This window comes from Pseudoalteromonas sp. JSTW, from assembly GCF_013423925.1.
GTDB classification, from domain to species: Bacteria; Pseudomonadota; Gammaproteobacteria; order Enterobacterales; family Alteromonadaceae; genus Pseudoalteromonas; species Pseudoalteromonas lipolytica.
Window position 1 is genome coordinate 396014 of record NZ_CP058973.1, and the last position, 14473, is coordinate 410486.

Annotated in this window: 9 protein-coding genes; 2 read left to right on the forward strand and 7 right to left on the reverse strand. The window is 42.3% G+C overall.

Annotated elements, in window-relative coordinates:
• Window positions 1-27: 27 nt before the first annotated feature.
• From glgC to GZH31_RS18120, 6 genes are read right to left on the reverse strand one after another with little or no spacing between them, the layout of a single operon-like run.
• The gene (gene glgC, locus GZH31_RS18095) at window positions 28-1329 is read right to left on the reverse strand and encodes a glucose-1-phosphate adenylyltransferase (RefSeq protein WP_036972054.1); all 1302 of its coding nucleotides are present in this window, start codon (window positions 1327-1329) and stop codon (window positions 28-30) included.
• An 18-nt stretch (window positions 1330-1347) separates the two neighbouring features.
• Complete coding sequence (locus GZH31_RS18100; protein ID WP_075593242.1) at window positions 1348-3870, reverse strand: glycogen/starch/alpha-glucan phosphorylase; 2523 nt, start codon at window positions 3868-3870, stop codon at window positions 1348-1350.
• A complete protein-coding gene (gene glgX, locus GZH31_RS18105; protein WP_065979027.1) occupies window positions 3863-5920 on the reverse strand; it encodes a glycogen debranching protein GlgX in 2058 nt (685 codons plus the stop codon). The genes GZH31_RS18100 and glgX overlap by 8 nt, the downstream gene beginning before the upstream one ends.
• Complete coding sequence (gene glgB / locus GZH31_RS18110; RefSeq protein WP_180311907.1) at window positions 5910-8147, reverse strand: 1,4-alpha-glucan branching protein GlgB; 2238 nt, start codon at window positions 8145-8147, stop codon at window positions 5910-5912. Before glgB ends, glgX begins: the two co-directional genes overlap by 11 nt.
• Window positions 8148-10124, reverse strand: a complete 1977-nt coding sequence (gene malQ / locus GZH31_RS18115; protein ID WP_180311908.1) for a 4-alpha-glucanotransferase — start codon at window positions 10122-10124, stop codon at window positions 8148-8150. It abuts the gene before it with no gap.
• Window positions 10125-10132: 8 nt separating this feature from the next.
• Window positions 10133-10432 carry an isoamylase early set domain-containing protein gene (locus tag GZH31_RS18120; protein ID WP_118844851.1) on the reverse strand — a complete coding sequence of 100 codons (300 nt, stop codon included), beginning with the start codon at window positions 10430-10432 and terminating at the stop codon, window positions 10133-10135.
• 532 nt (window positions 10433-10964) lie between these two features.
• On the opposite strand from GZH31_RS18120, the gene GZH31_RS18125 reads away from it, so the two are divergent.
• Window positions 10965-12878 (forward strand): bifunctional diguanylate cyclase/phosphodiesterase, encoded by a 1914-nt coding sequence (locus GZH31_RS18125; RefSeq protein ID WP_065979024.1) that lies wholly within the window; start codon window positions 10965-10967, stop codon window positions 12876-12878.
• A 49-nt stretch (window positions 12879-12927) separates the two neighbouring features.
• Window positions 12928-13842: a hypothetical protein gene (locus GZH31_RS18130; protein ID WP_036972067.1), complete on the forward strand. Its 915-nt coding sequence runs from the start codon at window positions 12928-12930 to the stop codon at window positions 13840-13842.
• A gap of 27 nt (window positions 13843-13869) precedes the next feature.
• Here GZH31_RS18130 and GZH31_RS18135 read toward each other — a convergent pair whose 3' ends face one another.
• Entirely contained in the window at window positions 13870-14298 is a 429-nt protein-coding gene (locus GZH31_RS18135; RefSeq protein ID WP_036972068.1) for an Lrp/AsnC family transcriptional regulator, read from the reverse strand.
• Between the last annotated feature and the right edge of the window lie 175 nt (window positions 14299-14473).

Here is a 14473-nt window from a genome sequence, read left to right on the forward strand (position 1 = left end):
TATTAGAACCTTCCACCCCACCCATATTTAAGCAAGGCGTTTGTTATCTTGCTCTTGTTGTTTTAACTTTTTTGCCAGTTCATTCAACATATCACGCGTCACTAAGACAATCCCTTTTTTCGAGACTCTAAAACCATTTTCTTTATCAACTTTATGATCATAGCCTATTTCAAGGCCTGCGGGTATCTCGCAGCTACGATCAATAATCGCGCGTTTTATGCGACAATTACGTTGAATTTTAGCCCCTGGTAATATAACTGACTCTTCTATTTGACAATAAGAATGGACATGTACATTAGAGAACAATAGCGATTTTCTCACCAAAGACCCCGAGATAATACACCCGCCAGACACTGTTGAATCGACCGCCATACCTCGTCTGTCATCATTATCAAAAATAAATTTAGCCGGTGGAAGTTGCTCTTGGTAAGTCCAAATAGGCCAGCTAGGGTCGTATAAATCTAGCTGCGGTTCTGGCATAACCAGCTCCATGTTCGCTTCCCAGAACGAATCAAGTGTTCCTACATCACGCCAATAAGGTTGTCCATCATAGCCTGGGTCTCTAAACGGATACGCAAAAACGTTATGCTCTTCAATAATGGCTGGAATGATATCATGACCAAAGTCACGGCCAGATCCCTCTGTTTCGGCGTCTTTTTTCAGTTGCTCAAATAAAAACTCAGTATTAAAAATATAGTTCCCCATTGAAGCGAGGCACGTGCCAGGTTTGCCGGGGACTGAGGTTGGCGACGCAGGTTTTTCATCAAACCGGCGAACGCGCTTACTTTCATCCACAGTCATGACACCAAAAGTATTCGCGGCCTCTTCACACGGTACCTCGATACAACATACGGTCATGTCTGCACCATTTTCAACATGCTTTGCGAGTAAACCACCGTAATCCATCCGATATACATGGTCGCCCGATAATATCATGACGTATTTTGGCAGCTCATGACGAATAATATCCATATTTTGAAACACAGCATCAGCTGTACCACAATACCATTCATCACCATAACGCTGTGACGCTGGCAGGATTTCAACCGACTCACCCAGCTCTTTCTTAAAGTGACCCCATGCACGATTAACGTGGCGGATCAGTGAATGCGATTTATATTGTGTAGCAATGCCAACACGACGAATGCCCGAGTTAATGCAGTTCGACAGCGGAAAGTCGATGATCCGGTGTTTACCACCAAAATACACCGCCGGTTTAGCTCGCCAATCTGTTAATTCGTGTAAACGTGAACCTCGCCCCCCTGCTAAAATAAGGGCATACGTTTCTCTTGTTAAACTACTTATATATCGATTTGCATAACTTGGCATAACTCTCTCCGTCTTAAGTTAGCTGCTTTTTTTCTGTGTGTGTTGCTGTGCGCTCGTGTCTAAAAGTGGTTCCAAATGCCAAATATCATCGCTGTATTGACCAATGGTTCTGTCGCTTGAAAACATGCCACTGGCAGCAGTATTCAAGATACTCATTCTGGTCCAGTGTGCGCTGTCTAAATAGGCTTGTTCAACTTGCTCTTGCGCTTGAACAAAGCTGGCAAAATCATGGGCTACAAGCCATGGATCGTGCGGACTCTTTATCGCAGCAATAATGTCGTCGAATAAGTTTGGTTCAAATAAATTAAAATGACCGCTTTCTAAGAGTTGCATTACTTTGTATAAGCTTTCGGTCTGATAAATAACTTGCTCCGGATTATAGTGCGCTTTTATATCGTCAACTTGCTCTGCTCGTGCGCCAAACAAAAAGAAATTATCAGCACCTACAGCATCACGGATTTCAATATTTGCACCATCTAATGTCCCTATCGTCAACGCGCCATTCATCATAAACTTCATGTTACCAGTGCCCGATGCTTCTTTACCGGCTGTTGATATTTGCTCAGATAAATCGGTTGCAGGACAAATCGTTTCCATCGCGGTGACGTTGTAATTAGGTAAAAATGCAACCCGTAAATATGGCTTTGCAAGGGGGTCTTTATTAATGACTTCAGCCACATTATTAATTAACTTAATAATTTTCTTCGCCATGTAATAACCTGGCGCAGCTTTCCCCCCGAGGAGTACACAACGTGGCACACAGTTTTCTGTATCGCCCTGACGAATCCGGTCGTATAAATGAATAATATGCAAAACATTAAGTAATTGGCGCTTGTACTCATGAATGCGTTTAACTTGCACGTCGAACATCATCGTGGCGTCAAACTCAACACCACATCGGCTTTTTACAAGCTCAACAAGACGTTGTTTGTTGGCATATTTAACATCCTGCCACTGTGTATGAAATTCGGTATCGTCGTAATATCGGCGCAATTGGCCAATTTTGCTAAAGTCAGCCACCCATTCATCGCCAATTTTGCTGTTCAGTAACTTAGTCAGTTCTGGATTACAGTGGGCAAGCCACCGACGCGGCGTAACACCATTGGTTTTGTTGTTGAATTTTTCCGGCCATAATTGATAAAAGTCATTAAATAAACCGGCTTTTAATAGTTCAGTATGAAGCGCCGCAACACCATTGACAGAATAACTGCCGACAATCGCAAGGTACGCCATGCGAATTTGTGGCTCTGGGCCCTCTTCAATCAGAGAAAGGGCGCGCTGTTTAGCCACATCTCCCGGCCATGCTTGTGCGACGTCGGCGAGGAAACGGGCATTAATTTCGTAAATTATTTCTAAAATGCGCGGTAATAAGCGCGAAAATAATGACACAGACCATTTTTCTAAGGCTTCTGGTAACAAGGTATGGTTGGTATACGCCATGGTTTTTGTCGTAATGTGCCACGCTTTATCCCAATCAAGTTCATAGTCATCGATTAACACGCGCATTAATTCTGCAACCGCAATACTGGGGTGAGTGTCATTGAGTTGAAAAACATGGTAGTCAGCAAACTCATCAAAGTTTTCACCTGACTTGTTTACCCAAATATCAACCACATCTTGAATACTGGCAGACGATAAAAAATACTGCTGACGTAAACGCAACTCTTTGCCATTTTCGCTACTGTCGTTGGGGTAAAGCACCATGGTGATTTGTTCAGCGAGATTTTTACGCGCCACCGCTTCTGAGTAGCTGCCCGCATTAAACTCACTCAAGTCAAACTCATCGGTTGCCTCTGACTTCCATAACCGTAACGTGTTTACAATATCGTTTTTGTAGCCCGGGATCGGCACATCATATGGCACCGCCAAGACATCTTGGGTATCGAGCCATTGACGATGCACACGCCCTTGCTTGTCGGTGTAACTTTCTACATGACCAAAAAATTTGATTCGCTTAGACTGCTCTGGTGCGCTTAACTCCCATGGGTGGCCTTCGCGTAACCAGTTATCGGGCTGTTCAATTTGGTGACCATTTTCTATCGCTTGATTAAACATGCCATATTCATAACGAATGCCATAACCAATAACAGGTAGCGCAAGGCTGGCACAACTATCTAAAAAACACGCAGCTAAGCGGCCTAAACCACCATTCCCAAGCCCTGCATCATGTTCAGCTTCGGCAACACTTTCAAGCTCAGTACAATACTGTTGCAATGCCTTTGCTACCTGCTCATCAAGGTCAAGATTTAAAATCGCATTACCCAGTGCACGCCCCATCAAAAACTCCAGCGATAAGTAAGCAGTTTTGCGGCGTTTTTGTTCATGTATTTGCTGTTTTGTGTCACGGCATCGCGCCACGAGCCTGTCGCGAATAGTTAACGCCAGTGCATGGTATAAATACAGTTGTGACTTACCCACTTTGTCACGCCCTAAGGTGTAATAAAAATGGCGTGATAGGTCATCCTCTAAGGTGCTTTTATCAATAATAGGCGCATCTTGCCATCCTTTTACAACACATGCTTGTTCACCTTTTTTAGTCATGACTTAAGTCCTCTGAATCGGCGGTAAAAACCCAGCTGCTCATCGCAGCAATCTGTTGTTCGGTGTCAACATTCGCTGTCGAAACCGAATGAATACTGGTAAGTGCCAAAGACCATTGACCGCTTGATAAGCGCGGTAATTGGCAAGTGATAGGCAAGGAGCCAGCATTTAAAATAATCAGTAAAGCTTGTTTCGTGTGCTTATCAGTCAGGCTATACATTAAAAATTGACGGTCGCTCTGATGCCAGTCATCTTGTTGCATATCGGTGCCTGATTCTGTAAACCACGCAACGGCATAACGAGGGTCACCGTCATGCACAAAGAAGGGGTGCTGAAAAACGCTAAATTGCTTGCGTAATCTAAGCACATCATCAATAAATCGGGTCAGTGGATGGTTAAATTGCGATTCTTTCCATGCAAGCCAACTAGTACGATTATTCTGACAATAAGCGTTATTATTACCGCCTTGCGAGTGCGCCATTTCGCTTCCTAAAGAAAGCATAGGCACCCCTTTGGAAAGTAACAAAGTCAGCAGCATATTTTTTTGCTGTTGCAAGCGTAATTTGCTTATAGCTTGGTCGCTGGTATATCCCTCTACACCACAATTAAAGGAATGATTCGCACTGTGTCCATCGCGATTTTGCTCGCCATTCGCTTCATTGTGCTTTTGTTCATAACTCACCAAGTCGGCCAAGGTAAATCCATCATGGCTGGTGATAAAGTTAATACTATTAAGGGGTCCACGCAGGTTATGTTCAAACAAATCAAACGAGCCATGTAAACGCTTAGCAAGTTCCCCTATTACACCTTGTTCTTGCTTCCAAAAACGTCTTACGGTGTCGCGGTATTTGTCGTTCCATTCGCGCCAAGGCGCTGGAAATGCCCCGAGCTGATAACCACCTGGCCCTATATCCCAAGGCTCTGCTATTAATTTAACTTTATTTAAAACAGGGTCTTGATTAACAGCTTGCATAAAAGCATGCGCATGATTAAAGCCATTTGGATTGCGCCCAAGTATGGTGGCCAGATCAAAACGAAAACCATCAACCCCCATTACTTCTACCCAATAACGCAGGCTATCAAGCACCAATTGCAAAGCACGTGGTGAATCGATATTAAGCGTATTTCCGCAGCCCGTATCATTTATATAATGCTGTGGCTTATCGGCAACCGTTCGGTAGTAACCCAGATTATCTAACCCACGTAGAGATAATAGCGGCCCATCAGTGCCAGCCTCTGCGGTGTGGTTATAGACGACATCTAGAATGACTTCGATATCAGCTTTGTGCAGCTCAGCGACCATCTCTTGAAACTCGCTAATATCATCGTCGACCAAGTAGTCTTTATGTGGGATAAAAAAATTAAGCGTGTTGTAGCCCCAATAATTTTGCAGCCCTTTAGCCGTTAAAAATTGCTCACTAATAAACGCATGAATAGGTAAAAGTTCTAAACACGTGATACCTAAAGTCCGCAAGTGTTCAATAAAACGAGGGTGGCTTAAGCCTAAAAATTTGCCTTGCAACGCTTTCGGTATATCAGGGTGGCGACAGGTCGCGCCTTTTACATGACACTCATAAATGACGGTTTTTCCCCAACTGTGCTGTGGCTTAGTGCCCTTGTAAAGCGCAAGCTCTCTAACGCGTGATTTAGGCATATCTATCGCGTTGTTCACAGTGCTTAATGTGCCAACCGGCATCTGCCCGTAGTGGCGCTCGCTCCACGTAAACTCGCCATAAATGTCGCGAGCATAAGGGTCGAGCAATAACTTATGAGGATTAAAAAATAACCCTTTTTGAGGTGCATAGTCACCATCAGCTCGAAAGCCATACAACGCACCGGCTTTTAAAGGACTAACACGTAATGTCCACACTCCCCCTTCATTCATTCGCATGGGCAGTGTGAGAATTTCTGAATGACCGCTGCTGTCAAATAAGCATAAAGATAGGCTGTGTGCCTGGGGTGCATAGACGGCAAAGTTAACCCCATCCCCCTGCACCGAGGCGCCTAACGGCATCGTTACCCCTGTTTCAAGTGCAACACTATGACTCATCGCTCACCTTCTTAAGGTACACAGTTGCAAGGCCTGGTAATGACACGACCACGCTCTGTGTAAACCCATGATTGAGCATATTTTGAGTTAAAATAATCTGTTCAGGATCGCTTGTTACCTCAACCCCTGAGCCAAAAAATTCGGGTTTGTCTGTATTCAAGATCACTTGATAACGCCCTGCTTTTGGCACCCCGATAACGTAATCATGGTAAACCTGTGGGGTTAAGTTGCTCACAACCACAACAAAATCATCAGCTTGTTTTGCATAACGAATAAAGCTAAAAATGCTTTGTGCTGAGTTGTTGCTATCGAGCCACGCAAACCCCGCGGGGCTTGTATCTTGCTCGTAAAGTGCGGGTGTATTGCAATACACTTTATTGAGCGCTTTTATTGTTTCTTGAACACCACGATGACTCGTGTGCTCCAGTAAATGCCAGTCAAGAGATTGATCATGATTCCATTCTCGACGCTGGGCAAACTCAGCCCCCATGAATAACAACTTTTTACCTGGGTGAGCCCACATAAAGGCGTAGTAAGCGCGTAAATTTGCAAATTTCTGCCAGTCATCACCCGGCATTTTTTCAATTAAGGAACCTTTGCCGTGCACTACTTCATCATGGCTTAATGGCAAGACATAATTTTCGCTGTAGGCATACACCATCGAAAATGTCATTTCATGATGATGATGAGCACGATACAAAGGATCGCGTTGCATGTAGTGCAAACTGTCGTTCATCCACCCCATGTTCCACTTATAGCCAAATCCTAAGCCATCATGCTCAACGTGTCTGGTTACGCCTGGCCATGCTGTCGATTCCTCAGCAACCATCATTATGCCGGGGTTATTAGCATAGCAGCGCAAATTAACTTGCTTTAGACATTCTATTGCTCCGAGGTTTTCGCGCCCACCATATTGGTTCGCAACCCACTGCCCTTCTTCACGGCTATAATCGAGGTAAAGCATGGATGCCACGGCATCAACCCGTAAGCCATCAATGCCAAACTCGTGTAACCAATACATGGCATTGGCTATTAAAAAGCTGCGCACTTCAGCACGGTCGTAGTTATAAATGTAGGTATTCCAGTCAGGGTGGAATCCTTGCCGTATATCGGCGTGTTCATATAAGTGCGAGCCGTCAAAGCGATGTAAGCCATGGGGATCACTTGGAAAGTGCCCAGGGACCCAATCAAGAATAATCCCTAAGTTAGCCTCATGGCATTGTTGTACAAAGTAAACAAAGTCGTCAAAACTACCGTAACGACTTGTCACAGCAAATAAACCAACAGGCTGATAGCCCCACGAACCATCAAACGGGTATTCACTAATTGGCATTAACTGTAAGTGAGTAAACCCGAGTGCTTTGGTATAGGGAATCAAATTATCAGCTAATTCACGCCACGTTAGATACCGGCTACTATCATCTCTGCGCTGCCAAGAGCCCGCATGTACTTCGTAAATACTAATAGGCGATTCAATACTGTTACGCTTTGCACGATTTTTAAGGGCGTGCTCATCAAGTTTTACGGTTGCTTTGCTAGCGTGTAAAACCGATGCTGTACCCGGTGCTTGCTGCATTTTAAATGCAAACGGGTCGGCTTTATCGAGCAGTTCACCCATTAGAGTAGTTATTGCAAATTTATAGCACTGATCTTCTTTAAGCCCTGCAATAAATAACTCCCATACGCCACTTGCTGGGTGAAAACGCATAAAGTGACGCTGGCGTTGCCAAAAGTTAAATTCACCAATAACCGATACGCTGCTAGCATTTGGCGCCCATACGGTAAAGCGCACGCCCTCTACACCTTGCTGTGTAGTAAAATGCGCGCCAAAATGGCGATAAGCATGCTCTAAACTGCCCTCATTAAACAAATACATTGCTTGTTCATCGAGCGTGCTCGCAAAACTATATTCATCGTAGTGTCTGTGGCTCGCTTTGTCGGCGTAACTCACATCTAACTGGTACTCAGGGACTGATGTGCAATCAATCGTTGCTACAAATAAATCACTTTCCCCTTGCCTTTGAGCTGCAATCTGCTGCGACCCCATAACAACAGATACCATAGTGGCACCCGGTAAAAAACAGCGCACTTCATAACGGCTATCATTAATTTTATGCGGTCCTAAGAAACTAAAAGGATCTTTAAAACAACCTGCTGACAACGCCTCGATTTGCGACTGATAAATCAGTGGTTGTGCACTTTGCTCTTGACGAACACGACTTCGCATTTATTGATTCCTTATAGAAATTAAACTGGCTAAAAATGACTGCTGCGAATGCATAATTTGCTGCGTCGGGCGCGACAATAAGCGCCGCCAGTTGGGGTATTCTTTATCCGTTCCGGGAATATTCACCGGTAAAATTTGCTGATCTAAATCATCTATCTGAATGGTAAACAATCGAGCGGGTGCTGCCGCAAGGCAACATGCTAATGCTTGGTATACTACAGAGGCCTCTGTATCTAAGGTCAGCTGCTGAGAAGTTTCGCGCATGATGAAATTAAGCATACGTTGCTTTTCAATCTTTCTGGCTTCGAGCAAGGCGTTGCTTTGCGCTTCATCAATTAAGCTATACTGTTGTTTAACAGTTATATCGTGCCCTGTCCACCAGCCATTAAAGGGGGGGACATCATGATTAGCAATCATCAGTAAGCTATGTGGAGCAAAATGTTCACTGGCTAAAAACTCACCATTGTGATCTTTTTCAAAGTAAAATAAGCCATTGGAATAAATAGCACTGCTTTTCAATGCATCACGCACTTCAGTGGGCACAACCCCTAAATCTTCGCCTATAACGACGCATTGGTTAAGGTGTGACTCTATTTTTAAAATAGCTAACAAATGCTCAAAAGGGTAATAAACATAGCAACCATCCTGTTGGCCTTGATTATCAAAACACCACCAGAGCCTGCGAATAGCCATAACATGGTCTATTCGCAACCCACCCACATCTTCCATATTGGCGCGAATAAGCGATCGATAAAACGCAAAATTATCTTTACTTAATTTTTGCGGGTTGAGTGCAGGTAAGCCCCAGTTTTGTCCTTGTTCAGCCCATGGGTCTGGCGGTGCGCCAACATTTGCACCATGAGAAAATAGCTCATCTTGGCTACGGTATTCACTGCCATCACCCGCACATCCCACCGCTAAATCGTTGATGAGACCAATATCCATACCACATTCATTCGCTATTTGCTGGCATAGGTTAAGCTGTAAATGCGCTTGCCATTGCAAGTAGCTTGCGTATTCATTATCACCCACCACCAGCGTTGCTAAACTGTGTTTGTGAGTTAGGCAAAATGCTTCGAATTGCGCTTTACGCTCAACCGATGCTGTCTCACGAAAGTGATGATACAAACAGCTAAATAATTGGTATTTAAAATCACTGACACTTGTGTAATCAATGTATGTATCGGTGCCTTGCGGTTTTTCATTAAGCAGCTTTTCAAGTGCCAAATTATCTTTCGCGTCTTCGCATAATGACAATGCAATATAAAGCGGATTTAATAACGCACGACTATTAGGGCTATACGGACTGGCACGCTCAGGGCTGTGTTCGAACAATAAATGCAATGGATTTAATAAAATATAATCCATACCATTGGCCGCAGCTTCGCGCATTAGCGACGCTAAATCTGCAAAATCGCCAATACCTAAACCGTGCGCGTTAAATAGGCTATATAGCTGTATCGACACACCCAAGCGCTTTTTATCATCCACTGTAAAGCACTGTTTTGGCATGATCCACAGCTCAGAATGTGCTTCTTGATCAGCCACTGTAATCACAGCATCATGATAGCCTATGGGCATGTCGGGTAAGGGAAGCGCTACTTCAAGGTAACGAATATCATTAAAACGGTAATCACCTGTCACGCTCAATTCGTGCAAGTTCTCTCGACTAACAACAATATCGAGCGATGGCAGGCGTAACTCACAGCCGCGTGATAAAAGACGCTCATCAACTCGCACTCGTAAAAAGGGCTCATCTGACTCAATAAGGCTAACGTTAGGTAATAACGTTAACCACGTTCCTGCATCCAGGGCAAAGTTGAGCTGGTTAATGGTGTCTGTATCAGTGCAATCGATACCACAACAACTGAGTGCACTGCGGCGCGTACTTTCATCAAAAACGACGTGCTCGCCAGTGTACTTTGTATATTCGTAACCGATACCATGCAGATAAAATAACTGCGCAAGTGACTGCATTAATACACCTAAGCGCGTTGAGTGTTAACAATACTGTTTTCGGTACCAAAACCGTTTGGAATATACCCATCAGCTTGATGATCGTTATCCCAAACTTGGCCATTGATCAGATAGCGGAAATGAAATTTTTTATCCAATGGCAGACGTTGCTTACACTTGAATACTTGTTCTTTTTTACTGAACTTCATTGGCACAGGTTGCCAATCTGTAAATTCAGCAACTAATTGCACATCTTCAGCATCAGGGTGCTGAAATTCAAAGGTGACTTCTGTTTCGTCTTTAGTCTTAAAAAAACGTTTACTTAACATAGTGGGCTCCAATTCAACCAATCGGTAAATTAATCCTTGCCACAGTGCCGTGTTCAACTACTCAACAGACGGAGGCTGTGCGTTACATGATTTAAAACAACGTCCAATCTAAAGCATGCATTTTGCTTTAGTTAATCAAATCTATATTTACGCATTATGACAGTGCAATTTTTTATTTTTCGCACCATTTCAGTGCGCAAAATAAATAAAAGTACTCAAAATCATATTGCTTATTCAATAAGAGCAATAACCGAACCAAGTTGAAAATAAAATACACTTAATTTTCAGGCTCTTTTATTGTTTTGATCAGCGCATACTCATAAAAGTAGTTAACAAGTAGACAGGGGTAAAGTGAATAAAATTTAAGTCAAAAATAGAGTAAAAACACTAACGTAGATGCAAAATTTTTCATTTGCAAAACTATTAACAAATTAATTACATTAAAAAGACTTTGTCTATTTTAGTGACAAACAATATACTGAATAACTCAGAAGTGGGTTAAAAACTATTTTACCCGGGATGGTAGCGACTAATGACCAACGCGTTTCGTACATTATCTATTTGTATTATTACCTTAATTGCATTTGTGTATGGTTTAAATATTTTATTAACGAAACAAGTTAATGATTTAGCACATTTCAATAATAATACGCAGTTACAATCTCAGCCAAAAGTAAACACTCAGCTAGAATCTGCACCGTGGTATAATATGGTGTTTAGAGGTCAGCAACTCATTAACAAAGATGAGCTGCAGTATGTTGTAGTCAAATCAACACCCACTTCATTTATTACTATCAGTGCATCATCCCTGTTTTGGTCAACGCTCCTCTCGCCCATCAATATCAGTATATTTTTATTGCTCGGTTTAGCGATTAGTTGGCTTATCAATATAAAAAGACAAACAGAAAACGATACACACACCTTAACTGAGCTCAATAATCAACTATCAAACCTTCTCAAATCCTTACATTTAGCGCGTAATAACGATACAAGCCAACCAATTGTAAGCCAGCTAAAAACACACATTCATACATTAAGCTCACATATTACGACCTACACCCACGAATCGCAGGTCAGTATCTGCCAAGACAAATTAACGCTGTTAATTGACCGCCATGCCTATATTGAACATTTAACAAGGCAATTAAGTCTGGCTGAAATCGATAAGTTAAATTGCGCGTTATTATTCATCGATTTAGATGGGTTTAAACAAGTTAACGATTCATTCGGCCACAGCTTTGGTGACGAAGTGCTTATTCAAGTTGCAGCCCGTTTAACCAGTGTGGTACGCCACCATAAACTTAACAATGTGTCTGCTACAAATGGGCTTGAACAAAACTTAGCGCGTCTAGGCGGTGATGAGTTTTCAATCTTTATAAGTCAGCTCGACCACAAAGATAAAGCCCTAGAAATTGCGCAAAATGTATTGCAAGAAATCGAACGCGATTTTGTGCTCGGCAATAAACTGATTAAAATTAGTGCAAGTATTGGTATTGCCGTTTATCCCGATAGTGCAGCAACGCCCCATGCATTATTACAAATGGCCGATGTTGCAATGTATCGCGCTAAAACAGATGGTCGCGGTATCTTTAAGGTGTACTCCCCCGAAATGGGCAATAAAATGCGCCGTTATCACTATTTACTTGAAGAAATGCGTTTGGCGATTGCCTGCGAGAACTTTCATTTATCGTTCCAGCCAATTGTGCACGTAGAAAACTGCACTATCGATTACTTCGAAGCTCTCACCCGCTGGGATCATCCGGTAGAAGGCGCAATCGCACCTGCTGAGTTTATTCCTATTGCCGAAGAATCGAACCTGATCCTCGAACTAGGCGATTGGATTTTACTCGAATCATGCAGACAAATGTCAGCGTGGTATAACGCAGGGATGAAAAAAGTTAAAATATCGGTGAATATATCAGGCATTCAACTTAAACACCGCGCTGTGTATGATTGGGTAATGAACATATTGGCTAAAACAGGCTTGCCTGCAAGTGCCTTAATGTTAGAAATAACCGAATCAACACTTATTACAGCCAGTAAACACATTATTCAGCAACTTGAGAAATTACGAGCCAGTGGCGTCACTATTGCAATTGATGACTTTGGAACGGGTTTTAGCTCGTTAAGCACGCTGGCTGATTTACCAATCGACGTCATTAAACTCGATCGTCTGTTTATTGCCCAAGCGAATAGCAATCCTAAATACAATGAAATACTGCATTCAATCAGTGAGCTTGGCCATAAATTAGGACTAAAAATTGTGGCTGAGGGTGTCGAAGAATTTGCCCAGTTTGAACTCGTAAAATCAATGGGGATACGCAGTGTACAAGGTTATTTAGTCAGCCACCCAGAATCATCAGTGAATGTTGGACACAAAGTCTTGCAAGACAATATTAACTTTATGGCCGCGACAGGAACTGGGGTATGGAATATACAAAGATAAAGATTGTAGGGTATACTACTTTACATCTTCCAAAGCCATTTCCTTGTTAATGTTAAAGAAAAGCGTATTCACCTTTTTTATCCTTGCCGTGACTGTTGTTGCAGCGCTGGTCGGGTCTTCTATTTACACCCTTTACAGTAAAAAGCGATTAACTGTTGATCCTAAAGTCAAAGAAATCTCTGGTATTGAATTTGATAAATACAAACGGCTTTGGGCAATAAACGACAGTGGCGATAAGCCCAAGTTATACCGCCTTAACCAAGATGGTTCAATTGCCAAAGAAATCCTTGTCACTAATGCCAAAAACATTGACTGGGAGGACATGACCCAAAACACCTTCGGGCATTTCTTCTTAGGCGATTTCGGCAATAATAAAAACGACAGAAAATGGCTAACAATTTATAAAATCGAAAACCCCATTGATATCAAAGGGGACACAACTGAAGCCGAAATCATCAAATTCACCTATCCAGAAATGGATGGCACCCCTATTGAGCCTGACAAACGAAACTTTGACCTAGAGGCCTTTGTCGCCTTCGGTCGTCATTTATACTTATTTACTAAAAATAGAACAGAACCATTTGATGGTATAACGAATGTCTATAAAGTAGGCGATCACGCTGCTAATTTTGACGCTGAGCTGATTGATTCATTTCAGACCTGTACCACATTAGAAAAGTTATGTTGGATCACCTCCGCGGCTTTAAGCCCCGATAGAACTAAGTTGGTTCTTCTCGATTCAACAAGTATCTGGCTATTTGAAAACTTTAAAGAAGACAAATTCTTTTCGGGTGATGTATCACGTATCGACCTAGGTATCGTTACTCAAAAAGAGGCTGTCACCTTTTATGATGACAACACCATCGTGTTTACCGATGAAGAATTTAAAGGCATTGGCGGCAATGCCTACGTCATAAAACTGGATGAAGTTGAAAAGAAAGTTATTCGTAAAGCAAGCAACTAACCCAACATTAAGCGCTAAATGGCCCTATTAGCGCTTAAACTTTGTTTCTAATATTACCGACGAAGTTGTTCTTTCTACTCCATCTAGATTACCTATATCATCAAGCAAATGACTCAATTTTTCGAGGTTTTGAGCTTGTACGACTGCAATCAAATCAAATTCACCACTAATCGCATAAAGCTGAGAAATTGCGTCAATTTGCTTCAGTTCTATATTCGTTTTTGTGGTTAACTTTTGTTTCACCTTAATTGATACATGCGCTGAGACCATTTGGCTTAAATAGGCATCACCGTAATCAACGCTATACCCTTTGATCACACCCGACTCTTCCAGCCTTAACATCCTACTTTGTACCGTAGAGCGTGATAAATTTAAGGCCCTTGCTAAATCCGACACACTTGCGCGAGCGTTAGTTTTTAATATCGCAAGCAACTTTTCATCTTGAGGAGTTATCATTTTGTTTAATTCTTTCGTCAATTTGCTTTTTATTTTAGTCAATTTACACAAAATAGCACTGCAAATTTAAGTTCGCAAACCAGATAATATAAATAATTGATAAGAAAAATAATCTCATCGTGCGTAACTAGGCAGGAACGGCTTAACTAACCTAGTTTTTGCAATTTTAATTTTT